25 protein-coding genes are annotated in these 25,954 nt (G+C 56.8%); 22 read left to right on the top strand and 3 right to left on the bottom strand.

Features of this window, described 5'->3' with window-relative positions; genetic code table 11:
• The first annotated feature begins 3 nt into the window (after nt 1–3).
• The 17 genes from Pan97_RS06905 to flhB all read left to right on the top strand — a co-directional run bounded on the left by Pan97_RS06905 (nt 4) and on the right by flhB (nt 15,593).
• The gene (locus Pan97_RS06905; protein WP_144971383.1) at nt 4–672 is read left to right on the top strand and encodes a FliH/SctL family protein; all 669 of its coding nucleotides are present in this window, start codon (nt 4–6) and stop codon (nt 670–672) included.
• Nucleotides 669–2,027: a FliI/YscN family ATPase gene (locus tag Pan97_RS06910; protein WP_144971384.1), complete on the top strand. Its 1,359-nt coding sequence runs from the start codon at nt 669–671 to the stop codon at nt 2,025–2,027. Before Pan97_RS06905 ends, Pan97_RS06910 begins: the two co-directional genes overlap by 4 nt.
• A 17-nt stretch (nt 2,028–2,044) precedes the next feature.
• Nucleotides 2,045–2,494, top strand: a complete 450-nt coding sequence (locus tag Pan97_RS06915; RefSeq protein WP_144971385.1) for a flagellar export protein FliJ — start codon at nt 2,045–2,047, stop codon at nt 2,492–2,494.
• A 2-nt stretch (nt 2,495–2,496) separates the two neighbouring features.
• On the top strand, nt 2,497–3,195 hold the full coding sequence (locus Pan97_RS06920) for a hypothetical protein (protein ID WP_144971386.1): 699 nt from the start codon (nt 2,497–2,499) through the stop codon (nt 3,193–3,195).
• Between the two features lie 11 nt (nt 3,196–3,206).
• Nucleotides 3,207–4,835, top strand: a complete 1,629-nt coding sequence (locus Pan97_RS06925) for a flagellar hook-length control protein FliK (protein WP_144971387.1) — start codon at nt 3,207–3,209, stop codon at nt 4,833–4,835.
• Nucleotides 4,836–4,906: 71 nt separating this feature from the next.
• Nucleotides 4,907–5,470: a flagellar hook assembly protein FlgD gene (locus Pan97_RS06930; protein WP_144971388.1), complete on the top strand. Its 564-nt coding sequence runs from the start codon at nt 4,907–4,909 to the stop codon at nt 5,468–5,470.
• A 57-nt stretch (nt 5,471–5,527) separates the two neighbouring features.
• Nucleotides 5,528–8,368: a flagellar hook-basal body complex protein gene (locus Pan97_RS06935; protein WP_144971389.1), complete on the top strand. Its 2,841-nt coding sequence runs from the start codon at nt 5,528–5,530 to the stop codon at nt 8,366–8,368.
• 95 nt (nt 8,369–8,463) lie between these two features.
• Nucleotides 8,464–8,685: a flagellar FlbD family protein gene (locus Pan97_RS06940; RefSeq protein ID WP_144971390.1), complete on the top strand. Its 222-nt coding sequence runs from the start codon at nt 8,464–8,466 to the stop codon at nt 8,683–8,685.
• Between the two features lie 11 nt (nt 8,686–8,696).
• Nucleotides 8,697–9,473 carry a motility protein A gene (locus Pan97_RS06945; RefSeq protein WP_144971391.1) on the top strand — a complete coding sequence of 259 codons (777 nt, stop codon included), beginning with the start codon at nt 8,697–8,699 and terminating at the stop codon, nt 9,471–9,473.
• Between the two features lie 12 nt (nt 9,474–9,485).
• Nucleotides 9,486–10,253, top strand: a complete 768-nt coding sequence (locus Pan97_RS06950; RefSeq protein WP_144971392.1) for an OmpA/MotB family protein — start codon at nt 9,486–9,488, stop codon at nt 10,251–10,253.
• A 130-nt stretch (nt 10,254–10,383) separates the two neighbouring features.
• Complete coding sequence (locus Pan97_RS06955) at nt 10,384–10,890, top strand: flagellar basal body-associated FliL family protein (RefSeq protein ID WP_144971393.1); 507 nt, start codon at nt 10,384–10,386, stop codon at nt 10,888–10,890.
• 33 nt (nt 10,891–10,923) lie between these two features.
• Nucleotides 10,924–11,559, top strand: a complete 636-nt coding sequence (fliN, locus tag Pan97_RS06960) for a flagellar motor switch protein FliN (RefSeq protein WP_144971394.1) — start codon at nt 10,924–10,926, stop codon at nt 11,557–11,559.
• 191 nt (nt 11,560–11,750) lie between these two features.
• A complete protein-coding gene (locus Pan97_RS06965) occupies nt 11,751–12,431 on the top strand; it encodes a FliO/MopB family protein (protein WP_144971395.1) in 681 nt (226 codons plus the stop codon).
• A 3-nt stretch (nt 12,432–12,434) separates the two neighbouring features.
• Nucleotides 12,435–13,361: a flagellar type III secretion system pore protein FliP gene (locus Pan97_RS06970; RefSeq protein ID WP_144971396.1), complete on the top strand. Its 927-nt coding sequence runs from the start codon at nt 12,435–12,437 to the stop codon at nt 13,359–13,361.
• 15 nt (nt 13,362–13,376) lie between these two features.
• A complete protein-coding gene (fliQ, locus tag Pan97_RS06975) occupies nt 13,377–13,652 on the top strand; it encodes a flagellar biosynthesis protein FliQ (protein ID WP_144971397.1) in 276 nt (91 codons plus the stop codon).
• Nucleotides 13,653–13,676: 24 nt separating this feature from the next.
• Nucleotides 13,677–14,480: a flagellar biosynthetic protein FliR gene (locus Pan97_RS06980; protein WP_144971398.1), complete on the top strand. Its 804-nt coding sequence runs from the start codon at nt 13,677–13,679 to the stop codon at nt 14,478–14,480.
• A gap of 3 nt (nt 14,481–14,483) precedes the next feature.
• The gene (gene flhB / locus Pan97_RS06985) at nt 14,484–15,593 is read left to right on the top strand and encodes a flagellar biosynthesis protein FlhB (protein ID WP_144971399.1); all 1,110 of its coding nucleotides are present in this window, start codon (nt 14,484–14,486) and stop codon (nt 15,591–15,593) included.
• A gap of 17 nt (nt 15,594–15,610) precedes the next feature.
• On the opposite strand, the gene Pan97_RS06990 is transcribed toward flhB, so the two are convergent.
• The gene (locus Pan97_RS06990; RefSeq protein ID WP_144971400.1) at nt 15,611–17,482 is read right to left on the bottom strand and encodes a DUF4332 domain-containing protein; all 1,872 of its coding nucleotides are present in this window, start codon (nt 17,480–17,482) and stop codon (nt 15,611–15,613) included.
• Nucleotides 17,483–17,593: 111 nt separating this feature from the next.
• Nucleotides 17,594–18,769 carry a sulfotransferase family protein gene (locus Pan97_RS06995; RefSeq protein WP_144971401.1) on the bottom strand — a complete coding sequence of 392 codons (1,176 nt, stop codon included), beginning with the start codon at nt 18,767–18,769 and terminating at the stop codon, nt 17,594–17,596.
• Between the two features lie 395 nt (nt 18,770–19,164).
• On the opposite strand from Pan97_RS06995, the gene flhA reads away from it, so the two are divergent.
• From flhA to Pan97_RS07020, 5 genes are all read left to right on the top strand, one after another.
• Entirely contained in the window at nt 19,165–21,288 is a 2,124-nt protein-coding gene (gene flhA / locus Pan97_RS07000; RefSeq protein ID WP_144971402.1) for a flagellar biosynthesis protein FlhA, read from the top strand.
• A gap of 11 nt (nt 21,289–21,299) precedes the next feature.
• Nucleotides 21,300–22,427, top strand: a complete 1,128-nt coding sequence (gene flhF / locus Pan97_RS07005; RefSeq protein ID WP_144971403.1) for a flagellar biosynthesis protein FlhF — start codon at nt 21,300–21,302, stop codon at nt 22,425–22,427.
• An 87-nt stretch (nt 22,428–22,514) separates the two neighbouring features.
• Complete coding sequence (locus Pan97_RS07010) at nt 22,515–23,336, top strand: MinD/ParA family ATP-binding protein (protein ID WP_165698645.1); 822 nt, start codon at nt 22,515–22,517, stop codon at nt 23,334–23,336.
• Between the two features lie 138 nt (nt 23,337–23,474).
• Nucleotides 23,475–23,780 carry a hypothetical protein gene (locus Pan97_RS07015; protein WP_144971405.1) on the top strand — a complete coding sequence of 102 codons (306 nt, stop codon included), beginning with the start codon at nt 23,475–23,477 and terminating at the stop codon, nt 23,778–23,780.
• A 195-nt stretch (nt 23,781–23,975) separates the two neighbouring features.
• On the top strand, nt 23,976–24,764 hold the full coding sequence (locus Pan97_RS07020; protein WP_144971406.1) for a FliA/WhiG family RNA polymerase sigma factor: 789 nt from the start codon (nt 23,976–23,978) through the stop codon (nt 24,762–24,764).
• Between the two features lie 189 nt (nt 24,765–24,953).
• Here Pan97_RS07020 and Pan97_RS07025 read toward each other — a convergent pair whose 3' ends face one another.
• Nucleotides 24,954–25,943 carry a succinylglutamate desuccinylase/aspartoacylase family protein gene (locus Pan97_RS07025; protein ID WP_144971407.1) on the bottom strand — a complete coding sequence of 330 codons (990 nt, stop codon included), beginning with the start codon at nt 25,941–25,943 and terminating at the stop codon, nt 24,954–24,956.
• Between the last annotated feature and the right edge of the window lie 11 nt (nt 25,944–25,954).

The raw sequence follows: 25,954 nt of genomic DNA on the forward strand, positions 1-25,954 counted from the left end.
AGCATGGCAGTCATCAAATCAGGCAAACTCGAGCACGAAGCCCACACGCTTTCGACCGTCGCATTCAATCTGCACGACGTTTCGGACAAGGCACAAAGCGACCTGAACAACGTGAAGCTCAAGGCCGCCGACATCATCAAGCAGGCCCAAGAGCAAGCCAAGCAGATCCGTGCCAAGGCCGAAGCCGAGGGACGCCAGGCCGCCGAACAAAAGGCCCGTGAATCGCTTAAGATCGAAGTCGATCAGCACGCCGCGACGCTACTGCCGGCGCTGCGAACGTTGGTGCAAGACCTGACAACCGAGCGTCAGCACTGGCTCAATCAGTGGGAAAAGGCCGGTCTGCAGGTTGCCGTCGCCATTGCCGAGAAGGTGATCCGCCGCGAGATCGCCAGCGATCCTCAGATTTCGGCCACGCTCGTTCGCGAGTCGTTGCAATTGGCATCTGGCTGCGGCGAGATTCACGTTCGGCTCAATCCACAAGACTTAAGCAGCATGCAAAGCGGCGAAGCGATGCTGTGCGACGAGCTGAAGAAGCTTGCCGCGACGCAGATCATTGCCGATCCTTCCATCAGCCGCGGCGGCTGCGTGGTCGAAACCAAGTTTGGTTCGATCGACAACCGCATCGAGACTCAGTTGTCGCGGATCGCCGACGAACTGGGAGGTGCCTCATGATCGCATCCCTCAAGAGTCGACTCAATCAAGTGATGCCGACGGCAGTGATCGGAAGTGTTGTCGAAACCTTCGGCACCACCACCGCCGTTGCCGGGTTTCCCGTGCCAATTGGTGCCGTCGTGGAGATCGAACGGCAAGTCGGTCCGCCTATCCCCGCCGAAGTGATTGGCTTCAAGGGCGAGCACACGCTCATCTATCCGCTGACTGGCGTGCAGGGCATTCGTCGCGGTAATCGCGTACGTTTGACCCATTCATTCCGCACGGTGGGCGTCGGAGAACAACTGCTGGGCCGCGTGCTGGATGCCCATGGGAACTGCGTCGATAATCTTCCCCCTCCGATCGCGGCAGATCGAGTCCGTTTAGACCAGGATCCACCCAATGCGATCAACCGGCCGCGGATCGATCAAACCATCTCGACCGGCGTCCGTGCCATCGACGGCATGTTGACCTGCGGGCTTGGCCAACGTGTGGGCATCTTCGCCGGTAGTGGCGTCGGCAAGAGCGTCACGCTGGGGATGATGGCCCGCTACACGTCGGCCGATGTGAATGTGATTGCCCTGATCGGAGAACGGGGCCGCGAAGTGAACGATTTCATCGAGCGAGACCTGGGCCCCGAAGGAATGGCTCGCAGCGTGGTGGTCGTGGCGACGAGCGATCAACCGGCCATTCAGCGGGTGCAAGCGGCAATGGCCGCGACCAGCATTGCCGAATCGTTTCGGGCAAGTGGCAAGAATGTGCTCTTCCTGATGGATAGCGTGACACGTTTCGCCATGGCCCAGCGCGAGATCGGCCTGGCCGCCGGCGAGCCTCCCACGACCAAAGGCTATCCCCCGTCGATGTTCGCCATGCTTCCACGCCTGGTGGAACGCACTGGCCGCACGAAGCAGGGAAGCATCACGGCGTTTTACACCGTGCTGGTCGAAGGGGACGACACGAACGAACCGGTTGCCGACACGGTGCGTGGTTTGCTTGACGGGCACATTGTCCTGTCGCGGAAGCTCGCCGGGAAAGGTCATTACCCGGCAATCGACGTCATGCAAAGCATCAGCCGTCTGATGAACGACCTGGTAAGTGAGGAAGTTCGCACCGGGGCGATCGTGATTCGTGATCTGATGGCCACCTATGCCGAGAACGAAGACCTGATCAACATCGGGGCGTATCGCCAAGGTTCCAATCCACGCATTGATATGGCCATTCGCCTGAAGGACGAGATCGACCGATTCCTACGCCAACGTGTGGATGAACAAGCAAGCGTTCAGTCTGCCCAAGAACAGTTGATGGCCCTGGTTCGCAAATGCAGTATTGCTCAGCCGAACCTTCAGGCCGCCGGTAACCCTAGAATCGCCTCCAAATAGGTAGGAAGTAAATCATCATGTCCAAGTTCCGTTTCCGACTCGAGACTTACCTGCGGCTCAAGATCGCCGCACGGGATCAGTGTCGCGCGGAACTTGCTGAAGTGTTGCGGGCCGAACAGCAACTCAAGGAACATCAAGAGGCAATCGAAAGTGACATCCAAGATCAGCACACCTACATTCGCGGCCTGACTCAGGCGGGTTCGCTCAATGTTGACCTGATCACCGCCTCGCAGCGTGAAGTGGTGTTTTTGAAAGCTTTGCAGGCCGAGAAACAGCAACTAATGGTCAAGCTTCAACCGCACATTCAGCAGCGGCGTCAGGCCCTGATTGATGCGGACCATGAAGTCAGAACGCTAGAAAAACTCAAAGAGCAAAAACACGAGCAGCACCTGCAGTTGGAAACTGCCCAAGAATCAAAACAAATGGACGAGATCGCCCTGAGCGGTTTCATGCGTAAAGGAGAATAGCCGTGGCTTTGGTACGAATGGCGGGAGCGTTTTTCGCCTACCTGTGTGTGGCAACCGTGCTGGCACAGGTGATTTGTGTCGCCGTGTTCACCAACTCGGGGACGTTCACCAAGGACCGCTTTTACTCGTTGATGGCCATTGTGTATGGGATCGACGAGGATGCCATCCGGGAAGAAGTTCAGAACAAGGATGTGCCGGAAGAAGATAACGAAGAACCCGATATGCAGCAGATCATCGACGAACGTGCCCAACGTCACCTGGCACTCGACTTTCGCTTGCAGGCCTTGGATACGGGGATTGAAAACCTCCGCAACATGCAGTCGAGCTTGATGGAAGAACGCCGTCGCTATGACCAACTCAAGCAGGGTTTCGATCAGCGTTTGAAGGGGCTGGAAGAGGGCGTGCTGGACGAGGCAATCGTCGAAGTGCAGAGGACACTGGAGGCATTGGATCCAAGGCAAGCCAAAGAGCAGATCCTGATGATGCTGCAGCGGGATGACGAAGCGATGATCGACGTGGTAAAGATCGTCAAGGCTATGTCAACGGATAAGCGAAAGAAGATCATGGGCGAATTTCGCTCGGAAGAAGAACAACAAAAACTGGCGGACATATTGGACGAAATTAGACGCGGTGTGCCGGACACGGAGATTCTGGGGGATGCCCGGGATCAACTTCAGCAGTTCGCGCCGCCGTCCAAATAACGAGGGATCTCATGGAATCGTCATCATCAAACTCAGTGAATCCAACGCCTGGTTGGTCAGGCGGGACGCGAAGCAATTCCGCTTCTGCGGCTGATCCCATGGCGTTCTTCGACTTGATCATGAAGTCGTCCCAGGCCATGGCGACCCAAGGCAGCAAGTCGCTGGACCCCGTTGCATCGACAGGTACCGCAGCGCCATCAAGCGATCCCTACACGGCACCCACCGACGATCCTAACCTTCACGATGGATACGACGATTCGTCGGCTTCCTATGGAAGTGAAGTTCGTGCGAAGGAATCGGCGGATACCGATCGGCCTGCGGATTCATCGGGTGAACAAGAAAAAGTCGTAGCCGCTGCTGAGTTCTCCGAGCAACCTGCTGCCAAGGAAGACGAAGAAGGCAAACCTGATCAAACGGCCCTGGAAACGGCTGCCGCGGCGACGCAGCAAGAACAACTGCTGGGTGCCCCCGATACGTTGACGGAAGGGGAGCAAGTCGAAGTCGAAGAGCAAACCCAAGCGGATGTCGTACGTGCCACCGGCAACCAAAAAGAAGCTCCACAATCCGGCGAACTGCCGGCGGATCAACCGCTCGATACGGCAGAAGAGTCGGATGATGCCTCGAACCAAGAGCATGATTTCACCACCCAGTTAACGCCCGAATCGGTGCGAAAGAAATCAAACGGTTCGGAAGAGCAAACATTCGCGGTCGCCGAGGAGGAAGCGATTGCCGAAAGAGTCGAAGGGAAACCAGGCGAAGAGACAAGCGAAGTTCGTTCTGAGGAGAAAGGGAAGCTGAAACTCGATACGGTCGAACAGGTCTCCGAGGAAACGGTTGAATCCGAGGTGAGCTTGGAGACTGGTGACGCGGCGCAAGACGACTCTTCCGATCGGAAGCCAAAAAATACGTCGACGCAGCGAGCCGAAAACAAAAAGGCCAACTCGGTGGATGTGGTCGAGCCAGCCACGACCGGTTCGGCCGACACCTCAACCATGGCTGCCGTGACAAAAGCCAGCGAAGCACTGTCCGCGGCCGCATCGGGCACCGCTCCATCGGCAACGTCTTCGACTAGCAGCAGCACCTCGAATAATAACACCGGTGTTAACAACCTGGCTTCGCTCCTACAGCGGGGGTTTCAGCGGGGAACGCTCCAGAAGACCGAGGCAGGCCAGACACCGCAACTCGATCCCAAGCAGCAGATTCGCTTGATCAACCGCGTTGCCAGGGCCGTCGAGTCAACGCCGCCAGGACAGTCGATCAAGATTCGTTTGAATCCCTCGGAACTCGGACAATTGAAGGTCGAGATCAAGGTTGAAAACGGCAATATGACCGCCAAGATCGAAGCCGAGAATGCTGCCACCCGGCAGGTCTTGCTGGAGAACCTCCCGCAACTTCGCGAACGACTGGCCGAATCGAATATCAATGTCCAGCAGTTTGAAGTCGAACTGATGGGGCAGCAAACGCCCCAGGATGGTTCGGCGTCGACTTTCGCGGATCAATCCGACCAACAGGGCAGTTCGCGGAACTCAACTCGCCAAGGGATGGAAGCAAGTCGCGAGGAAGAGTCTGCCTCCGACAACCGTGAGATAGTCAACAAGGACGCCGAACGTGATAGTCGTAATTTGAATGTGACAATTTAAAAGCATGCGTAAGGCATACTTGATCAATAACAAAATAAATTAACCGCAGTTCACTTACTCGTGAGCGAATCATGTCAAGAGTAGATTCTAGTTCGTCGACTAATAGTTCCAGTTCATCCACCAAGCAGCCTACGGACTTGCGTGAGTTGAACATGGATCACTTTCTGCAATTGATGATCACTGAATTGCAGAATCAAGATCCACTCGATCCGATGGAAAACTCGGAGATGCTGCAGCAGATCAGCCAGATTCGCGAGATCGGTGCGACCGATCAACTTCGCGAGTCGCTGGAATCGATGCAGCAGAGTCAGGGCATCTCGACCGCGAGTGGCTTGATCGGGAAGCAGGTCCAGGCATTGACCGACGATGGGTACGTTCTATTTGGCGTGGTGCAGAGCGTACAGTTGGCTCCCAACGATGACGGGACTCGAGAATTGACGTTGAAGGTCAATACGGGCGACCAGACGGTTGACGTGAATATGGATGACATCTTCACGATTCTGCCGGCAAATGTTCAGAATCCTCCTACCGATGGGACAGACGGCACGGATGGAACGGACTCGGGGGATGACTCGGATGACACGACCGACGGCGGCGATGATTCCGGTGACGAGACAGAAGAAACGACTACCTAGAACAACCACGCTCTCCAAGGACTTGGAGACGTTTTTTAAATTGCAAGGAGCATAATCATGGGTCTAGCATCTGCACTGTCGACCGCTTTGACCGGGATGACGGCGGCTGAAACGCAAATCGACGTCACGGGTAATAATCTGGCGAACTCCCAAACGGTCGGTTTCAAGGCATCGCAGGCAACCTTTGCGACTCAGTTTCTGCAGACCCAAAGTCTCGGTTCGAAGCCGACGGCTTCCAATGGTGGTACCAACCCGCGTCAAACGGGTCTTGGTACGAAGGTCGCGGAAATCACGCCGAACTTCACCCAGGGGACCATCGAAGTCAGTAACAGCCCTTCCGACTTGGCCATCCAAGGGGACGGGTTCTTTATCGTGGAAGGCGGCAACGGCGAAACGTTGTATACCCGCAACGGCATCTTCAAAACGAATTCGCAAAACGAACTCGTCACGATCACCGGCCAGCGCGTGCTTGGATTTGGTATCGACGAAGGCTTCCAGATTCAACGAACCCAACTGGTGCCGCTCACGATTCCACTGGGTGCCAAAAGCGTTGCCAAAGCGACCGAAAACGTCTATCTGGAAGGTACGCTGACCGCGACCGGCGACCTGGCAACGCAGGGTCAGGTGATCGAAAGTGCGATCCTTGGTAACTCGAACGTGCCTCGCCCCGATACTTCGAGTACCAACGTGGGCGTCACGACTCAGCCAAACATAACCTCAACGACGACCGCTTCGGCCGTCACTCCGGGCGTGGCATCCACGACCGATGCCCAGACGGAAGGCGCCGGTGGTTTGGTGCCGGATGGCAACTTCAACTATCGTTTCACGTTCTCGAATGCCGGCCTGTCGGGCGAAACGCTCGCGTCGGCGGACTATGCCGTGACCTTGGCCGACGGTAATGCCTCGGCAGATGACAACACGGTCACGTTCACTAACCCGCCTCAATCGAGTTCGTTCTCGCAGTTGAACATGTACCGCAGCAATGACGGCGGTGCGACTTACTTCCTGGTAAGTTCGACCGCGATGGGTTCGCCGGTGGCCGATACGGCCGCCGCACCAACGGCCACGCAGTTGAGTGCGTCGATGATTGGTGGTACCGGGGTCGACGGTACGCTCAGTGGTGGCGACGTTTATCAATATCGTTACACGTTCATCGATGGTTCCGGTAACGAGACGGCTCCGTCCAATTCGCATACTGTGACCGTGTCCGGAAGCCCGGCCGATGGAAATGGCTACTCGGTTGTTCTCGATAACCTTCCGACCAGCGTCGACTACGATTCGGTGCGGATTTACCGAACCGCCGCTGGTGGCTCGGATTTCTACGAGTTGGATACACTGACGATGGCCGCCGCGGCCGCGCCGTACGTCGACGACGGCAGCACTCCGCTGACGACTAATCTACTCGACGCCCAGACAATCAACGGCAACTATACCTACCTGGTCACGTTTGCTCGATCGGGTGAAGAAGAGTCACGTCCGTCGTTGGCCATCGGTCCGCAAAACGTGGTTAACGGTCGAATCGAACTATCCAACTTGCCGCTTCCGCCAACTCCTCCGCCGGAAGGTGGTTTCCCGGCCTACGATAAGGTCCGAATCTATCGAAACCTCTCGACCGATTCGGCAAACTTCTACCTGGTGGAAGAGCTTGATCCGGGTGAAGACTTTATTGATATGACGCCCGACTCGGCTATCTCAGACTTGTCCATTCCCGGCAACAAGGCCATTGACCTGGACGGTCCTAAAATCGACTCGAATACCCTGCTGGTCGACGTCGTGAAGCGTGACGGGCTGAATTTTGAAAACGTCTTTGAAGTCGGCGAACTCAGCTTTACTGGATACAAGGGTGATCGCAGACTCTCCGAAAAGACCTTCACGATTACCGATACGACCATCGTGCAGGAACTGCTTGAGTTCATCCAGTCGTCAACCGGTATTCAGCCATCAGTGAACGGCAACGCCAACCCGATCCCCGGTTCGACCAACTCGATTCCCGGCGAATCGGGAACGTTGTCGCAAGGAATTTCGATTTCCGATGGGCGTATTCGCGTCGTCGCGAATAACGGCGAAGACAACGCGGTCGATATCAAACTTTCGTCGTTCACTCTGGATAACAACAGCGGTGTGCTGCAGAACCCGAATCTTAACTTCGGTACGGTTCAGGAAGCGGTTGGTCAAAGTGCCGTATCGGACTTCGTGGTCTACGATACGCTGGGTATTCCGGTGAATGTTCGCGTGACCGCCACGCTTGAAAGTCGGGACGGAACCAACACGGTTTACCGCTGGTACGCCGACTCGCCGGACAACGATGCCGCCATGGACACCGGTGACATCGGCGAAGCGGAAATCGCGGTGGGTACGGGGCTCATCTACTTCGATGGTGATGGTAACTTCGTCGGTACCGACAACAACACCGTCACAATCCAGCGCCGAGACATCCCATCGCAGTCGCCGTTGGAGTTCGATTTGGACTTCACGCAGTTGTCTGGCCTGGCCGCCGACGAGCCCACGCTCAACGCCTCGCGGCAGGACGGTTCCGGTACGGGTACGCTCAACAGCTTCATCATTGGTGAAGACGGCGTGATTCGTGGCGTGTTCTCCAACGGTGTCGACCGCGACCTGGGCATGCTGCAATTGGCCCGTTTTGGCAATCCAACGGGTTTGGAGCAGCGTGGCGAAAACTTGTACGCCACCGGCGTGAACTCCGGTCTGCCGGTAACTGGCGACCCGGGAGCAGACGGCTTGGGTGACGTCATCGCCGGTGCCGTGGAGCTGAGCAATACGGACATCGGTGGCAACCTGATCGACCTGATTCTGGCTTCGACCCAATATCGAGGTAGTTCTCGGGTGATCACGACTGCCCAGCAGCTATTTGACGAACTTTTGAACCTGCGGCGATAAAACGCTAGCACGTTCTAAATATTGACCTACGGTTGAAAGCCTAGTGCGCTAATTAAGCGTACTAGGCATTCCGTGCTTCGAATAGGACGGCCAGGATGATCAAGTTGACCCGACTCGGTGGCGAGCCGTTCGTATTGAATGCCGAGCTAATTCGGTATGTGGAAGCCAATCCCGACACGTTCATTACCCTGACCAACGGGGATCGGATTGTCGTTCAAGAGGGAACTGACGTTGTCGTAGATCGCGTAATCGAGTACCACCAACGCAAAAATTTGTTACCCCCAGGATTTGCCCGGCCAGACACCGGGGAAAAATAGAATAAAACGCCATGGATATCGCATCCGTCGTCGGACTTTTGGCTGCGATCGGACTGATTCTCGTAGCCATCTTGATCGCACCAGGTTCATCCCTGATGGCGTTCGTCGACGTACCGTCGCTTCTTGTGGTTTGCGGCGGGGCCTTGGCGGCGTGCATGATCGCGTTCCCGTTGAAGTCGATGCTCGGCATGCCCATGTCGCTGAAGGTGGTCTTTCTGAACAAGGCAACCGACTACGGTGCACTGATCAAGCAGATCGTCAGCCTGGCTGAAACGGCTCGTCGTGATGGCCTGTTGGCCCTGGAAAATCGCATCAGCGAAATCGATAACCCGTTTATCATCACGGGGATTCAAATGGCCGTGGACGGCACTCGTCCGGACGCCATCGAAGATATCATGCGGACCGAAATGGATGCCGTCGCAACACGGCACCGCGATGCCAAGGCCGTTTCCGACCAGATGGGACGATTTGCTCCGGCCTACGGGATGATCGGTACGCTGCTCGGGCTGATCATCATGCTCGGCAATATGAGCGACCCCAGTTCGATTGGTTCCGGTATGGCCGTGGCACTGCTAACGACGCTTTATGGGGCCATCGTCTCGAACGTCTTTTTCCTCCCGTTTTCCGAGAAGTTAGGCTTTTTGAACAAGCAAGAACTACTCGGGATGGAGATCGTCATTCGCGGCATCATGGCGATTCAGTCCGGCGAGAATCCGCGAGTCATCGAACAAAAACTACGCACGTTTCTGCCGCCTTCGGTTCGTGCCAAGCTCGACGCCGATAAGTAAGGAAGACCTGCCATGGACGAAGAAGACGATGCAGCTGGCATCCCTGAGTGGGTCGTGACCTTCGGCGATATGATGTCGCTTCTTCTGACCTTCTTCATCATGCTCGTTTCGATGAGCGAGATTAAAAAGGAAGAGCAATACCAGGCCCTCGTCGAGTCGTTTCGCCGTCAGTTCGGGCACGATAGCTCGATGGAAAGCGTGATCGCCGGGAACGCCAAACCGCGTAATTCGAACCTGGCCAAGCTGGCGACGATGGGGCGTGCCAAGCGCTTCTCGACCCATGCTGGCGGCGATAAAGTTAAAGCTCCGGTTGGGGATAGTCCGCAAGTGCGGATTATCCGGCCTGGATCGAAAACCGCAGTCGGAACGGTTGTGTATTTCCCAGAAGACAGCGCGAAGCTGGACGAGACCGCCATCGAAGCGCTTCAGGCGCAAAGCCTGGAATTCGGTGGCAAGCCCCAGAAAATCGAAATTCGTGGCCATACTTCACTCCGGCCGCTTCCTCCGGATAGTCCCTACAAAACGCATTGGGATCTCGCCTATGCCCGTTGCATGGCCGTTAAGGAGTACCTTGTGTCGCTTGGCATCGACGAACGACGCATTCGCGTCTCGGTCGCCGGGAAAAACGAGCCGTTTCACATTGGGACCGATCCGCTGCTACTCAAGCAGAATCCGCGTGTGGAAGTCTTTCTGCTTGATGAAGTTATTGACGATTTGGTCGGTACGGCCCAGGAACAGGCCAACCGGCGGGCCCCGCCGATCGAGGCATCTGGAAACTAGAGCGCCCGTGTGCGCCATTACATGCTACGTTTGTGCAGTAGTATGTTCGAGTGAATCTCGTAAGAAGTAGTATTCCATGGCCGATTCAGCAACCAGCAGCGCATCGCCCGACGTAGTAAAGGGACCTCCTATGAAAGCGAAAATGCAAATCTTGGGAGGCATTCTGGTCTTGGTTCTTTTGGAATGTGTGGTGGCATACATGATCATTCCCAGCCCTCAGGATGTGATTCGGGCCGCGGAAATGCAGGCACAAGATGGGCAGACCGACGGCACACCCATCAATCAAGAACTTGAGCCGCTGTCAGCCGACGAAGAAACCGTCGAAGTCGATCTGGGCACACCGTTTGGCATCACTGCCTATCGCCCGCTGAGCGAATCGACGATGCGAATCGACTTTCATCTCTACGCGACGATTCGGGCCAGCGACGAGGCGGACTTTACCGCCTTGATGGAAAAGTATGAGAAGCGCTTTCGCGAACAGGTCATTGTGACGGTCCGCAGTAGCGATGAAGGAGAGCTTACTGATCCTAGTTTGGGGTTGCTCAAGCGTAAGATTTTAGAGAAAACCAACAACATCTTGGGCAAGCCGATGGTGCATTCCATCGTGTTTAGCGAGTTTTCCTTCGTCGAACAATAACCGACGACGACCTCTCATCTGGAATGGAATCCGATGACTGACGATCAAATGGGACAGGACGAGATTGAAGAGCTACTCCGTAAAGCCCAGTCGGGCGACGTGAGTGCTAGCGGTCCTGCCCCCAAACAACAGGAAGATATCGAGGCCCTCGACCAGAGCGATATTGAAGCTTTGTTTCAGAATTCTGGACCACCGGCGAGTTCACAGCCCAAGCAGCAACAGCCTGCCGCGGCCACCGCTACGCAGCCAGCGCCGCAAGCATCTCACACGGGATCCGGCGAAGGTGCTTCCGATATCGAGTATCTGCTCAATCAAGCCGAAGCCGCGATCGCTTCGTTGAATTCGCCGAACGATAACATGCCGGCCGGTATCGCTCCGTTCACGCTTCGCGACTTTGGCGGTTCCCCAGCCAGCACCGATAAAACAACCATCGACCTGGTTCGCGACGTCGAATTGGAAGTCAAGATCGAACTGGGACACGCGGATATGCATCTGGAGGAAGTCCTGCAGATGCAGAAGGGCTCGGTCGTGCCGCTGGATAAGCTGGCAGGCGACCCGGTCGATATCTTCGTCAACGGACGTTTGATTGCCCGCGGGGAAGTGTTGATTCTCAACGACAACTTCTGCGTGCGTATCACCGAACTGATTGTCGGTGATTCGGTCGTCTAACTGAGGGCATTTGCTAGCACGCAATTGCCCGGCGTTTCGCCTGATTCGTCTTGAGCCGAGACGGCCCAGTTTCTAAGATGCCTCACCCGCAATTATTGCGTGGGCGATGGGATGCGGCAGGAAGCTAACTCCCCACTATCTTTTTCGGCCTGGTCGCCTTCGCGACTTGAGTGAAAATCAGGAAGACTTTCATGCGGAACGGAATCCTAGCTGCGTGCGTGTTGGCACTGACGTTAAACACTTGCCTGCAGAGTGCGAAGGCCAACGACTACGCCACTTCGCAAGTGCCACCCAATCAGCCGCTGCAAATCCAAAACGAAGCCCCGCCGGCCTTTCCTCCGCTGGCTCAAGCGCTGCATGTCGAAGCCATTCCGGACGCTGGCGACAACCAAGCCAATCCGGCGGTCGCTCAGCCTGCCGCCGCGGTCGAGCCGCTGCGTCTTCCTCCTCCGAGCAAGGCCCAGGAAGAAGGCGTTGCCATGCCGACGTTCAACTTTCAAAGCAATCAAACGGCCAGCATCGCCGCGAGCTTGTTTGTGGTGGTTGGGTTGTTTCTGATCTTTGCCTGGGTCGGCAAGAAGAACATGAAGTCAGGCAGCGGTCGACTCTCGAAAGAGATCATCCAGGTGCTTGGCAAGAGTCAGCTTAGCGGCAAGCAACAGTTGGAACTGGTTCGTGTCGGACAGAAGCTGCTTCTGCTCTGCGTCACGCCCAATGGCGTCGAAACGTTGACCGAAATCACCGAGCCCACCGAAGTGGAACGTTTGCTGACCATCGTTCGTCAAGATTCGCCCGGCAGCATGACGGCTACCTTTCAAGACGTGCTGAGTCAAATGGGGCACCAGCCGGCACGCGGATTCCTGGAGGCCTAGTTCATGCATCGACTACAGAACATCGCTTGGATTTTGATTGCCCTGGCAGTCGCGTTTCAGCCGCAGGTGGCATTCGCGCAGCAGGCCACTTCCATACCGGAATCGTTGATCGAGTCATCGCTCGATCGGCCGATTCAGCAAGAAGTGGAAGACCTGAGCGACTTCGTCAAAGCGGGCCCCGAGCATTGGACCAGTCCTCAGGGGCTTTCCAGCACGATCCAGATCATGGTGTTGCTGACGGTCATCAGCCTGGCCCCGGCACTGTTGATCATGACGACCAGCTTCATTCGCATCACGATCGTGCTGGGTCTCTTACGACAAGCGATCGGCACGCAGCAGCTTCCACCCAGCCAGGTAATCACGGCACTGGCCATGTTCATGACGTTCATGGTGATGCATCCTTACTGGCAAGAGGTGTACCAGGAAAGCATCGGCCCATATACGCGTCAGGAAGTGAATCCCGAAACGGGGCAACCGTACAAGCTGTTTGCCGAAGAAGATCCGATCACCGGCGTTACCGGCCCGGACGAAGCCTGGGAGCGGGGCGTTAAGCCGATCCGGCAGTTCATGGCCAAACAGATCGACATTGCTGGCAATAGCGACGACGTGTGGATGTTCTACGAGTTCCTGCCGAAGAAAACCCGCGACGAAATCGGCGAACCGCAGTCGTACGATGACGTGCCGCTGCAGGCACTGGTACCGGCCTTCATGCTCAGTGAATTGAAAACAGCCTTCTTGATTGGCTTCCAGATTTACCTTCCGTTTTTGATTCTCGACATCGTGATTGCCAGCGTGACCATCTCGATGGGCATGATGATGTTGCCGCCGGTGATGATTTCGTTGCCGTTTAAGATTCTGCTCTTCGTTTTGGTCGATGGTTGGACGTTGATCATCGGCATGTTGATGCAAAGTTTCGCCCCCAGTCTTTAGCCGTAGGCACCGTGCATGAATGCTCAGACGACGATTGATCTCACACGCCAGGCCATGATGATGTGCCTGATGATTGGTGCCCCGGTGCTGGTGGTGGGCATGGTGGTCGGGCTGCTGATCGGTTTCCTGCAAGCATTGACGCAGGTCCAGGATCAAACGGTCTCGTTCGTGCCGAAGATCTTGGCGATGGCCGTTGCGTTGGCGTTCACGCTGCCGTGGATCTTTCAGAAACTAGCCGGCTATACGGTCGAATTGTTCAGCAACATCCCCGATCGAATCGCTGGTGGTTAACCGCGAGCTAAGGGGGCACACTTTATGGAACTGCTTCAGTACTTGCAGCCGAACCTCGAGCAACTGCTGATCTTCGCGGCGATCGTGACGCGAATCGGCGGGCTCGTGGCTACGGCTCCGGTGCTGGGAGCGAACTATGCCCCGGTTCAGGTCAAATCGTTCCTGGCCGTTGCCATTTCCTTGATGCTGACCCCGGTGTTCTGGGACTACGACTTTCCTGAACCCGGCAACGCGGCGAACCTGATCATTGTGCTCGGTGCCGAATTGATCATCGGTCTCTCGCTGGGGCTGGGCATCAAAATCTTGTTTGCCGGCGTGCAGATGACGGGGCAACTGTTGGGGCAGATTGGCGGCCTCTCGATTGCCGACGTCTTCAACCCGGCTTTCGACGACAATGTCCCCATGCTGGCGGTCATCTTTGATCTGGTCGTGTTGGCGGTGTTCCTGGTCATTGGTGGCCATCGTTTTCTAATGTCGGCCTTGCTGCATACCTTCGCCGAAATTCCCCCAGGCGTGGCCGCCATCGACGTGCAATTGGTACATGTGATTCGCGAGACCCTGGCTAACTCGCTGATTCTCGGAATACAAGCGGCTGCCCCGGGGACGGTTGCCTTGTTGGTGGGCGTGCTGGTGATGGGGGTGATCAGCCGTACGCTGCCGCAACTGAACTTGATGGCCATTGGTTTCAGCATGAACACGATGTTGTTGATGGCCTTCGTCATGCTGACCATCGGCAGCGTCGTGTGGATCTTCCAAGGTTCGGTCGAACCGACCGTCGACAGCATTCGATCCATGTTTCATCGCTCCATCGAAACGGCCCATAATTAGGCGATGGCAGATCAAGAAAAAACAGAAGAAGCAACCCAGCATCGCCGCGAGCAAGCGCGCGAGAAGGGGCAGATACCCAAGAGCCAGGATCTGGTGTCGGCCGTCATGCTGGCCGTTGCACTTGGTTCGCTCATGTTTCTGGGCCGCGACCTGGTCGACTTCCTGGGACAATTGACCCGTGACGAACTCGGTACGGTGCCGCCACTGAATCCGACCGACATGTGGGCCACCAACCACACGGCCACCGCGTTCTGGCGATTGGCCATGGTCATGCTACCGATTCTGGCGATCCTGTTTTTCGCCGCGGTTGCGATCAACATGATGCAGTCTGGCGTGATGTTCCTGCCTGATAAGCTGGGCTTCGATTGGAACCGCGTGAACCCGGCTTCCGGCATTCAGCGGATGTTCTCGCTGACGAATCTGATGAAGCTGATTTTCGGCATCGGCAAGGTTCTCATCATCTCGATCGTCGCCGGCGTGACGTTGTGGTTCGAGATGGACACCATCCTCGGACTATCCGCGATGAGCACGATGGAGGTGGCCCGGTACCTGCTGGACACTTCGTTGTGGACTTCCATGAAAATCGCCGCCGCGCTGGTGATCCTGGCCATCCTTGACTACGGCTATCAGGTATGGAAAGCCGAACAAGACATGATGATGACCAAGGAAGAGGTCCGCGAAGAAATCAAAACGATGCAGGGGGATCCGCAGATCGTCGCCAAACGGCGCCAGGTCGCACGGCAACTGGCGATGAGCCGCATGGCGAATGATATCCCCACGGCGGACGTCGTGGTGACCAATCCGACCGAACTAGCGATTGCCCTGAAATACGATCCCTTCGAGATGTCGGCTCCGGTGGTCGTGGCGAAGGGAGCCGGCACTGTTGCCCAGCGTATTCGCCGACTGGCCTTGGAAAACCACATTCCCGTCGTCGAGCGCAAAGAGCTGGCGCGTGCTCTGTACAAGGAAGCCGAGATCGGTCACCCGGTGCCGGCTGAACGTTATGCGGCCGTCGCCGAAGTGCTGCGTTACGTCTACGAACTGCAGGGCAAGCAGATGCCGACGATGGCCGATCTGGAAAAGGCCGACCGCGAGCGGGGCAGGGCGGCGTAGTTGCTGCCTGGTAGCACTTAAGCAGCTTGCGATCGTCGCGCTTGGCGAGCCCAGGCAATCCAGTTGGTCACCTCGGCCAAATCTGGAGGGTCACTGCTGCGGATGATTCGCTGGCCGTTGGTTGTCTCGGCGAACTCAGTAACTTCGGCGAGAAGATCTTTCGCCGATGCTTTCGCGACATCTTCCGGCGTCTTCAGTCCGCATGCGGTTAGCAACTGGGCGTCGTGCCCACGCAGCATAGGAATGCGATAGGCCAACACGGCCTGGGCTTGCCACTCGGCGAACAGCTTGGGCGTAATATGCTTGGCCTTCAGCTTGGGAGCGACAGTTTTTGGGTCGGCATTTATCAACTGGGCAACCGTCTTGATGCCGACGCCACCAAGCCGCTTGGCGGTCTTGTTGCCGATCGAAGGCGCATCGACGACTGGGTCTTCCCAGTTCAAATAGAACTTCAGCGGCTTGTCTTCAATCGGCTTCTTCTCTTGGATCGCTCGCTCGCGTGGCGGTTCTACTACCGGCGGTTGTTCGTCTTCTCGCGAAGCGATGGAAACCGATGGTGGGAAGTCCACCTTGGGGGACTCAACCTTGGCCGGTTCTGTCCTTGGCGATTCTACCTTGGGTGGATCGATCTTGGGCTGGGGCCGCGTCAGTTGAACGCGCTTGACCGGTATTTCATCTTCTTCGACCTCGGACTCCGGTTCTGGCGTCTTGGGTCGAATGGTCAGGCCTTTGACCGGTTGGAATGGCTCCGGCGGTTTCGGTTTCTCAGCGACAGGCTTCGGTGCCGGATCGTCTTCCTCGTCGTAGGAGGGGATCGGAATCGAAACACGCGGCTTCGGCTTTTCCTCTTCGATCTCGCGGCTTGGCTTGGGGGGTGCCGGTTTGATCGTCGTCTTGCGGGTGCCGGTCAGCTTGAGGCTGGAAAGACTCACTTCCGGAAGATCAGGCATTTCGTACAGCGGGCGTTCCCCTTCCTGGGGTTTGTCCGGGTTCATGTCCGCTTCCAACTCGTCGCGAACGACACGCACGTCTTCGGGGAGGTTGCGTTCGACTTTGCCGGTCTTCTGGTACTCGCGAAACATCTGCCGCACGAGTTCCGCCTGCTCGGCGTTTTCCATCCGATTGGTCACCCACTGCACCGGCATCTCGAGCGTGGCGAAAACGGTTTCGACGACCAGTAGCACGTACGGAGGTTCGTGGGCCGCTTCCTCGAAGGCACGGTTCAAGATCTTGGCCAGGCCAGCGATCGCGTAGCCGATCATTTCGGAAGCGACGTCACGGCAATTGACGTCGAGCCCTCGAGGCGGATTGCGGCGTCCCAGCTTGAAGTTGTAGTGGTCGATCAGTGTCTGGTAGTGGGCGTGCGATTTCGTCGCTCCGTCGCGCACCATTTGTTCGAGCCAGTTCTTACCGCTGGGCATTCGTACCGGCGGCAGTCCGCGAAGCTCGGCCGCCGATCGCAAACGATCGTACGAGCAACTAATGCTCCATTCACATGCCCGGTGGATGTTGTTTTCGGCCTGGGAACTGCCGGTGTGAAAGGGCATGATCGGGTCGCTGTAGTAGTGACTCAGCACGCCTGCGTTGTAGGCGACCTCCTGCCACTTTTCCGCTCGGATCGCCTCGACCAGCAGGTCGTACCACTTTCTGGCCGCTTTCTCGGCACCGCCCCAGTAATCTTGCGAAGGGTGCAAGACGTGATTGCGAAAGTCTTTGAACTTCTTGTCAGGATCTTTCGACCCGCGCAGGTAGGGCTCGTAGTGCTTCAGGAAGATGTTGCGTCGACGCTCGCTGTTCTCGGCCGGCAGATGGTTCAGCGCATCCATCGCCAGCTTGTGGTGCGTGCCGTTGGCATGGGCGGCGTACAGGATGTCGAACAGCAAATGCATCGGGGATTCCTTTCCCGAGTTCCTTCAGTTCCGCATGCGGGGTGAGTGATGGCGACCAGCTAGAAGAATTCTAGCGAAAATAGCCCCTTTTCCCCAAGTCGGATTTGATGCTTACGCCTCGTCCAGCGGGTATCCGTTGGCCTCGAAATAGCCTCGCCAGCGGCGTTGAATCTCCTGGCGGGTAGCATCGTCCATGGTGTGGCTATTGCGGCGGTAGTCCTTGGTCCGCTCGGCGTAGTCGCGTACGCCTTGTTCGATGCGGTCGTACCCGTCCAGGTTGATCGCTTCGTAGATGCGGCGAACTTCCCCCACCGGGTCGGCGATCAGGTCTTCGTAGCGCGTCTGGCAGACCTTCTCCCGTGGGACCGAGGCCAGGCCGCGGTCGTAGGCGGCGTACATTCGCTCGAAGCAGTCGAAAACGTACTCGCGATAATCGTCCTTCGAGACTTGGAATGCCTGCACTTCGTCCATGGTGTTCCACAGCCGGACCGTCGAGGCATACACGTCGTACGGGTCTCGAGCAATGTGGATGAACTTTGCGTCGGGGTAACGCTCGGCCAGTTCTCCGATTCGGCCGGTGTGCGTAGGTGATTTGAGGATCAGCGGCTTCTGTTCCTGGACGGTGACCATCCGCATGAACAGGTCGAGTGTATCGAGCCACTCCTCTTTGCGCTCCGGCGGAACGACTGCCAGGTCCAGGTAATCGGGGTCTGGCTTGGCGTTGTTGGGGAAGGCCATGCGGATGTACGGGGACATTTCTCCCAGGCTCAACACGCCGAATTCGTCTTCCTGCGGCTTCGACCACCCCATACCCATGTTGTCCATCGGGCGGCTCTTGGGCATGAAGAAGTTGCAGTATTTTTCGATCAAGCGGCCGTAAATAAGGAACATGTTCGGTGCGAAGCATTGAATCGTGTTCGGCGTGGCGTAACGATCGTCCGCTGCCATCAACTCGTGCAGAAGGGTCGTGCCACTGCGCCAGTGACCGAGGATGAAGATCGGGTTCTCGATCTTGGCTTCCGCGATCTTTTTGCCGAAAAACAGTTTCTGTAACTGATCGCAGACGCTGTTGTTGATCGCAAAGCAGGATACGGTCGTGGCCAGACCCAACTTCAGGGGATGCACCTTGAAGCCATTCTTCGCTAGCAGACTGGCCCACGTACTGACCTTCATCCCATGCCAGACGCGCGGCGTGTACCAGGGGTAATTGTTGGCCTTGGGTTTCTTCGGTTTTGGGGCTTCCGCCGGTTTCGACTGCGAATCGGTGGCGGGGGATGAGGCATTCAAGTCGCTCAGGTTCCTAAAACGTCTGCGTTTGCGGGGTGTTTGGTACCGAAGTTTACGCCAAAAATGCCAAATCGACTAGCGAAGGTAGACCCTCTGGTCCCCTCTCCCTTCCCAAGGGAGAGGACTAGGGTGAGGGATGGGAAGCGGGTACCTGGTTGCCCCTCGCCCTACCCCTCTCCTCCGAGGGGCGAGGGGACAGGAATGCCGAAGAGTCGTGCAAGTTCGTCGATCTAGCTAGCACTCTGTACTCCAGTTAACTCGTCTGCAGACAACAACTTCCACTCGATTGATCGCTCTGGACACCCCAAACGGGTTTCAGTAATCTTCCACCCGCCTGATGTCGGATCGGGCAGAGGAAACCTTTAGACAAACTTGAAAAAAGTTCGCAGAAACTCGTGGATTTCAGTCTCAGCAGACTCAAGGACCTGATCCTGCCGATCGGTATCATCACCAGCGTGCTGGTGATTTTGATGCCATTGCCTGCGCCGCTGATGAATTTGCTGCTGACGGCTAACATCACGGCCGGGGTCATCATTCTGCTGACGACTATCTACGTGAAGACGCCGCTCGAGTTCAATATTTTCCCGTCGCTTCTACTCGCGACGACGCTTGCTCGGCTCGTTCTCAACGTCGCCACCACGCGGTTGATTCTGACCGGGGCGGCAACGGAAGGGATGGACGCGGCCGGTGGGGTGATTCAAAGCTTTGGCGAATTCGTCGCCGGAGACCGCGTCGAAGTCGGGATCATTATCTTTATCATCATCGTGCTCATCCAGTTTCTGGTGATCACCAAGGGTGCCACGCGTATCAGTGAAGTGGCTGCCCGTTTCGCGTTGGATGGGATGCCAGGGCGTCAGATGGCGATCGACGCCGATCTGAATGCGGGCATCATCGACGAAGTCGAAGCCCAACAGCGACGCGCCGAGATTACACAGCAAGCGGACTTCTTTGGGGCCATGGACGGTGCTAGTAAGTTCGTCCGCGGTGACGCGATCGCGGGTATCGTCATTACCCTGATCAACATCGTCGGCGGCCTGATCATTGGGGTTTCGTCCGGGTTGGATGTGCTCGAAGCGGCTCAGATCTATACGAAGCTGACCATTGGTGACGGCTTGGTGAGCCAGGTGCCAGCGTTTTTGATTTCGCTTGCCGCTGGTTTGCTCGTTACCCGCAGTACCGAAGAGTCAAACCTGCCGGTCGAATTCATCAGGCAGTTGTTCTCGCGCCCCGAAGCACTGGGCGTGGCTGGCTGCTTCCTGGGGCTGTTGATCTTCTCAGGTTTGCCAACGCTTCCTTTGCTGGTGATTGGTGCCGGTTGTGTTGGCATCGCCGTGATGACCAAAAAGGGGCAAGCCAAGAAGACGCAAACCGAAGCGGCCGAGACCGAAAAGAAACAGAAAGAAGAACAGGAAGCCGCCAAGAAGGACGACCGGATCGAAGACTACCTCACGGTCGATCCAATGGAAATGGAACTGGGCGTCGGTCTCGTGCGTCTGGCGGCACCTGCCCGGGGTGGCGACTTGTTGCCACGCATCACGGGCGTTCGTCAAAACGTGGCCAGCGAGATTGGCGTGATTCTGCCGAAGGTCCGCATTCGCGACAACATGCGTTTGCACGAGAACCAGTACCGCATCAAGATCAGCAACAACGTCGTCGCCGAGAATACGATCTACCCCGATGGTCTGTTGGCGATTGCCATGAGTGGCGCCAAGGGAGACCTGCCGGGCGAAAAGACACGCGACCCGGCGTTCAATCAGCCAGCGGTCTGGATCGAGCCCGGCATGCGGCCTCAAGCCGAGATGATGGGTTACACGATCGTCGAACCCACTTCCGTTCTGGCAACGCATCTACAGCGTGTGTCGAAGAAGCACGCCGACGAACTGCTGACCCGCGACGCGACGAAGCACCTCTTGGATGAACTCAAGGAAACGTCGCCGGCCGTGGTCGACGAGTTGATTCCCGGGGCGATGAAGATCGGCGACGTTCAGGCCGTGCTGCAACTGCTGCTTCGCGAAGAGGTCTCGATCCGGCAACTCGCACGTATTTTGGAAACACTGGGCGATCATATCGGCCGCACGAAAGATCCTGTCTGGCTGACCGAGTTCGTCCGGCACAAGCTGGCGCGCACAATCTGCACCAAGTATCGCGACAAGGAAGGCCGCATCTACGTGGTGCCGCTTGACCCGGCGATGCAGGACCGGATTGCCTCGGGCATTGAAATGGAACGGGGGGCGTTTGCCCGCATGTCTCCGCAGGCCATTGAGATGACGTGCAAGTCGATCGCCACGGGCATCGAGAAGCTTCGTGAAATTGGCAAGCCGCCGATCGTGCTGGTCAATCCGCAGATTCGACCCGCCGTGAAACAACTGACCAGTAACTTCATTCCCGACCTGATCGTGCTGAGTCACAACGAGATCACCAACGACACGATGATCGAATCGATGGGCATCATCAGTGACGCGATGCCAGGCAAGACTCCGCCACCAGGACAGGGCCCGCAGCAACCGCCGCAGAAGTAAGAATAACCACCATGAACATTCGCTCATTCCGCGCCAAATCGATGCACGAAGCGTTAGAGCTGGTTCGCAAAGAACTAGGTCCCGACGCCGCTTTGCTTCACACGCGAGAAGTTCCCCAACGAGGCCTGAAGGGACTGCTCGGCGGGAAAGAGATCGAATTGGCGGCTTCGTCCGACTCGAACTTGAAGAGTCGTTTTGAAATCAAGCTTCCCGAAGAAGAGCGGGAAGCGGAAGCAGCCTCATCGGAACCCATCGAGCAAGTCGCTTCGCAGCCGCAAGAGGCAACGCCGGAGGACGACGCAGGTATCGACCTGGAAGCGATGTCGTTCAGCCAGACATTCTTTAGTAGTGGTCCCGGCTGGCCAGCGTCCCTATTGCGGATTCGCGAACGACTGGTGGAAGCCGAAGTGCCTGGCTTCCTGGCCGACTCGCTCTGCGAGAAGGTCCTGTCAACGCATACCGAAGAGTCGCAGCAAGACGAGGCGGTTCTACTGCAAGCCATCCGAACCGAATTGGCTGCTTCGATCCACATCGGCCATGACATCGATGACCCACGCGTCTATCCCCGTGTCGTTGCTGTCATTGGACCCACGGGCGTGGGGAAGACAACCACGATTGCCAAACTGGCTGCCAGGGCAAAGTTTGATCACAAGCGCCGCGTCGGCATGCTGACCGTCGATACCTACCGGATTGCCGCCGTCGATCAGCTGCAGACCTATGCCGAGATCATGGACCTTCCGATGAAGATCGTTTCGACTCCGATGGAAGTCCGCAGTGCTATCAACGAGCTGTCGGACTGCGAGCAGATTTTCATTGATACGGCCGGCCGCAGCCCGCGAGACGAGGTGCAAGTACAGCAGCTCAGATCTTTGATAAAAGCAGCTTCCCCTGATGAGACCTATTTGGTACTGTCCGCCCCCAGCAGTTCGAAGAACCTGGCCGAGGCGGTGGCAAAGTTCACCACGGTGAGCCCTTCCAGCTGGGTATTAACCAAGATTGATGAGGTTGGTTCGTTGGGTAACACATTGAGTTTTCTACAAGATCCCCAGCTTCCGCTGGCATACGTGACCAACGGTCAGGACGTCCCCCAGGCTATCGCGACTGCCGAAGCGGAAGACCTGGTGGCTCGCATCCTGTAGAAACCAACCAACCTTAGTAGAGATACTTTCTGATCTACCATGTCGTTTGAACCTTCTTTTCCCCGCGATCAAGCTACGCTCCTGCGAATGCTTGCCAAACGCGCCATGATCGGCGGCACGCCGGCATTCGCGAAAGCGAAGACCTTCGTGCTGTTCGGCGGCAGCGGCGGGGTAGGAACGACGACCGTTTGTCATAATCTGGCCTGCGCGATGGGACTTGCCGGGCACCGCGTTGCCACGGTTGATTTGAATCCCAGCAATGCAGGACTGGCCCAGTTAACAGGTCGCACACCGACGGTCGGTATCGATGAACTGTTGACCGGGCGGCTCGATCTGCACGAATACCTGGTGCCAGGCCTGGCAGCGTCGCTATTGCTGCCGACCGACGAAAGCAGCGGGGCAGGCCAGTGGCCGGTGGCGGCTGTCGACCGACTAATCGAACAACTTATGGGCCTGGGACGCCATGCCGACATCGTATTGATTGATGCGGGCAATGAATTGAGTCCCCTGGCCGGCGAACTGTGGCGGATGGCCCAGTTGTTTCTTGTCGTGCTCAATCCCACGGCCGATGCCATCACGGCCGGCTACGAGCGAATCAGATCGCTGCACGGCTACTCGCCCAGAAGAGTCACCCATGTCGTCATGAATCGCGCCTCGAGCGATTCGGGGCATCTCGACTTAATCGCTGGAATGGATGCGACTGCCGCCAAGTTCTTGAACCTGGCGATCGAGTCAGTCGGGCACGTGGAGATGGCCTCTGAGATCGGAGCCGCTTCCTGCGCTGCCCAGCCGTTCATCCAACGCTACGCCGATCATACTGCCAGCAAGTCGATCCAGCGGATTGCCGATCGTCTGGTACGCATGTCGTTAAGCCTTTCCCAATCGCCCTCTTCGAAGAGGGCCGCTTAACGATGCTGCTATCGCTGCAATCACTTCAGAACTGGCAACAAGTTTTTCAAGCAAAACAAATGATATCCGTAAAATTATCTCAATTCTCGTTTTTGGAGCGTCGATTCAACGAGAAAGCGTCACATGCGCATGTGACGAATGAGGTTTGCGGATCGATACAACTCAACCAATCTGGAATCGATGGGACGCGACTACGCGGGAATCTTGGCTACGACGGCATTGGTCACCGTGACGATACGGGGACTGGTAATGTCTGGCGGGATCGAATCGATTCTTATCGCGGCGATCGGAGCTATGTTTCTGTTCGCGGCGATCGGATGGCTGATAGGAAATGCTGCAGCCCGCATTGTGGACGAATCGGTGCGGCAGCGAATCAATGCGGAGTTGGAAGCGATGGAACGCGGCGAAGAACTCGCCGACTCCAAGGCTCCCAAAACCGCTTAACCCGCGGCATAGGCCGACGAAGATATTCCTCCCCGGGAATCTCCGAGTCCCTAACGCGAGATTGGATCACCTGATCGATTCCCTTTCCGAAGTGGCATTTTGCCAACAACGGGGAAGTGGCCTGAAGGATTCAGGCCCGTCGATTTCATAAGAAAATGCGTGTTAGCTCAAGATGGGCGATTCACGGAGGAACGCATGGCAACGACGACCGCGACCAGGGAAGACGTGTCTCACTTGTGGGAAGCCTACAAAGAAGACCCGTCGCGGAAAGAACTACGAAACCAACTTGTTGAACGCTATCTGCCGCTGGTGAAATACAACGGCGAGCGGATCTGGGCTCGGCTCCCCGAAGGGGTCGAACTGGACGACCTGATCTCGGCAGGCGTCTTTGGCTTGATGGACGCAATCGACGCGTTCGACATGAGCCGAGGCGTTAAGTTTGAAACGTATTGCGTTCCGCGTATTCGCGGTGCGATGCTGGACGAACTGCGGACGATGGACTGGGTACCGCGTCTGGTTCGCTCGAAAGCGAGCAAACTGAACGAAGCGACCAAGCAATTGGAAGCCAAATTCGGACGAGCACCCACTCACCAAGAGCTGGCGGACCATATGCAGATGCCGCTCAAGGAACTCGAAAAGATGGTCTCCGACGCCAACGCCGTCGGGCTGATCAGTCTCAACAAAAAGTGGTACGAAACGGACAGCTACAAAGACGTCCGCGAGATCGATATTCTGGAAGACAAGAAGGGGGAAGACCCCACGCGTCGCATTCAAAAGAATGACCTGATGCGTCTGGTGACCAAGGGGCTCAATCGCAACGAGCGTCTGATCATCATTCTCTATTACTACGAAGAGCTGACCATGAAGGAAATCGGCGCCACGCTCGACCTGAGCGAAAGCCGCGTCAGCCAGATGCACAGCAGCATCGTCTCGCGACTACAAAGCCAACTCGGCCGTCGCAAGCCAGAGTTCGGAACGGTTTAGGGTTCCTGCGAGATAGAATGATTAATTGCAAACGACCCGCTTTTGAGTGGGTCGTTTGTTTTTGCGCTAGTGGCACTTACGTTCGAGGACGAAGCCTCGTGGTATTGTCCCCTCTCCACCGTCTGCGGGGGAGAGGGTTAGGGTTAGGGTTAGGGTGAGGGGGCATGAGCAGGCCGCTCCTGTCGGGGCTTAAGAATCAACACGCCCAACATGCACCAAACCATCCCCCTGATGCGCAATCGGGTTATTGGATAGTCCGATGATCAGGCCGTCATACGGAGCCTTTAAATACTTGGGGTCCGTTCCAAACACATCGGCGATAATGCCGATCTGCTGGCCCATTTCAACCTCGTCGCCCAGTTCGACGAGTAAACGCACAATGCCGCTACGTTTGGCTCGTACCCAGGTCGACTCGCGGATCATCTTGGGTGCTCGTTTGGGAAGCTTGACCGGTGACTTGAGCATGTTCAGAAACGAAAGAACCCGCATCACGCCGTTCACGCCTACTTTGATCGAGTCATGATTGAATCGGTTCGGTTCACCGGCTTCGTAAAGAAGGACCTTGATCCCCTTGGCGTTGGCGGCCGCACGCAGTGAGCCGTCGCGCAGGTCCGAGTGGACAACCGCCGGGGCCCCAAATGCAAGCGCACACTCGTACGTCTCTTCGTCGTCCATGTCGCCGCGGATCTGCGGAAGATTGGTACGCAAGTTGGAACCCGTATGCAGATCGATGCCGTACTGACAACGCGAAACAACTTCAGTCATCATCAACTTGGCCAGACGCGAAGCGAGCGAGCCGCTATTGGAGCCAGGGAACGAGCGGTTCAGGTCGCGTCGGTCAGGCAAGTAGCGGCTTTGATTGATCACGCCGAAGCCGTTGACCATCGGCACCACAATCAGGGTGCCGATCAATTTGCTGGGATTCAGCTTCTCCAGAAGCATCCGGGCGATTTCGACGCCATTCAACTCGTCGCCGTGCACGGCGGCGGAAACCCAGGCGGTAGGTCCTTCGACCGGTCCATGCAGCACTTCGATCGGAAGCGTGATATAGGTCCCCGTAGGAAGCCTGGCGACGGGGATTTCCAGACGGAGCCGATTGCCGGGGCCTACGTACTGCCCACCGATGACAAACGAACGGCTTGGCTGATGAGCAGGTTGATGAGGATGTCGCGCGTCCATACGTCGTAAGA

It is taken from the genome of Bremerella volcania, from assembly GCF_007748115.1.
GTDB lineage: Bacteria > Planctomycetota > Planctomycetia > Pirellulales > Pirellulaceae > Bremerella > Bremerella volcania.

What these genes read in the sequence shown, in the direction of transcription:
- Pan97_RS06905 (WP_144971383.1), top strand. Translation starts at nt 4, where the DNA reads ATGGCAGTCATCAAATCAGGCAAACTCGAGCACGAAGCCCACACGCTT.
- Pan97_RS06910 (WP_144971384.1), top strand. Translation starts at nt 669, where the DNA reads ATGATCGCATCCCTCAAGAGTCGACTCAATCAAGTGATGCCGACGGCA.
- Pan97_RS06915 (WP_144971385.1), top strand. Translation starts at nt 2,045, where the DNA reads ATGTCCAAGTTCCGTTTCCGACTCGAGACTTACCTGCGGCTCAAGATC.
- Pan97_RS06925 (WP_144971387.1), top strand. Translation starts at nt 3,207, where the DNA reads ATGGAATCGTCATCATCAAACTCAGTGAATCCAACGCCTGGTTGGTCA.
- Pan97_RS06930 (WP_144971388.1), top strand. Translation starts at nt 4,907, where the DNA reads ATGTCAAGAGTAGATTCTAGTTCGTCGACTAATAGTTCCAGTTCATCC.
- Pan97_RS06935 (WP_144971389.1), top strand. Translation starts at nt 5,528, where the DNA reads ATGGGTCTAGCATCTGCACTGTCGACCGCTTTGACCGGGATGACGGCG.
- Pan97_RS06940 (WP_144971390.1), top strand. Translation starts at nt 8,464, where the DNA reads ATGATCAAGTTGACCCGACTCGGTGGCGAGCCGTTCGTATTGAATGCC.
- Pan97_RS06945 (WP_144971391.1), top strand. Translation starts at nt 8,697, where the DNA reads ATGGATATCGCATCCGTCGTCGGACTTTTGGCTGCGATCGGACTGATT.
- Pan97_RS06950 (WP_144971392.1), top strand. Translation starts at nt 9,486, where the DNA reads ATGGACGAAGAAGACGATGCAGCTGGCATCCCTGAGTGGGTCGTGACC.
- Pan97_RS06955 (WP_144971393.1), top strand. Translation starts at nt 10,384, where the DNA reads ATGAAAGCGAAAATGCAAATCTTGGGAGGCATTCTGGTCTTGGTTCTT.
- fliN (WP_144971394.1), top strand. Translation starts at nt 10,924, where the DNA reads ATGACTGACGATCAAATGGGACAGGACGAGATTGAAGAGCTACTCCGT.
- Pan97_RS06965 (WP_144971395.1), top strand. Translation starts at nt 11,751, where the DNA reads ATGCGGAACGGAATCCTAGCTGCGTGCGTGTTGGCACTGACGTTAAAC.
- Pan97_RS06970 (WP_144971396.1), top strand. Translation starts at nt 12,435, where the DNA reads ATGCATCGACTACAGAACATCGCTTGGATTTTGATTGCCCTGGCAGTC.
- fliQ (WP_144971397.1), top strand. Translation starts at nt 13,377, where the DNA reads ATGAATGCTCAGACGACGATTGATCTCACACGCCAGGCCATGATGATG.
- Pan97_RS06980 (WP_144971398.1), top strand. Translation starts at nt 13,677, where the DNA reads ATGGAACTGCTTCAGTACTTGCAGCCGAACCTCGAGCAACTGCTGATC.
- flhB (WP_144971399.1), top strand. Translation starts at nt 14,484, where the DNA reads ATGGCAGATCAAGAAAAAACAGAAGAAGCAACCCAGCATCGCCGCGAG.
- Pan97_RS06990 (WP_144971400.1), bottom strand. Translation starts at nt 17,482, where the DNA reads ATGCATTTGCTGTTCGACATCCTGTACGCCGCCCATGCCAACGGCACG.
- flhF (WP_144971403.1), top strand. Translation starts at nt 21,300, where the DNA reads ATGAACATTCGCTCATTCCGCGCCAAATCGATGCACGAAGCGTTAGAG.
- Pan97_RS07010 (WP_165698645.1), top strand. Translation starts at nt 22,515, where the DNA reads ATGCTTGCCAAACGCGCCATGATCGGCGGCACGCCGGCATTCGCGAAA.
- Pan97_RS07015 (WP_144971405.1), top strand. Translation starts at nt 23,475, where the DNA reads ATGAGGTTTGCGGATCGATACAACTCAACCAATCTGGAATCGATGGGA.
- Pan97_RS07020 (WP_144971406.1), top strand. Translation starts at nt 23,976, where the DNA reads ATGGCAACGACGACCGCGACCAGGGAAGACGTGTCTCACTTGTGGGAA.
- Pan97_RS07025 (WP_144971407.1), bottom strand. Translation starts at nt 25,943, where the DNA reads ATGGACGCGCGACATCCTCATCAACCTGCTCATCAGCCAAGCCGTTCG.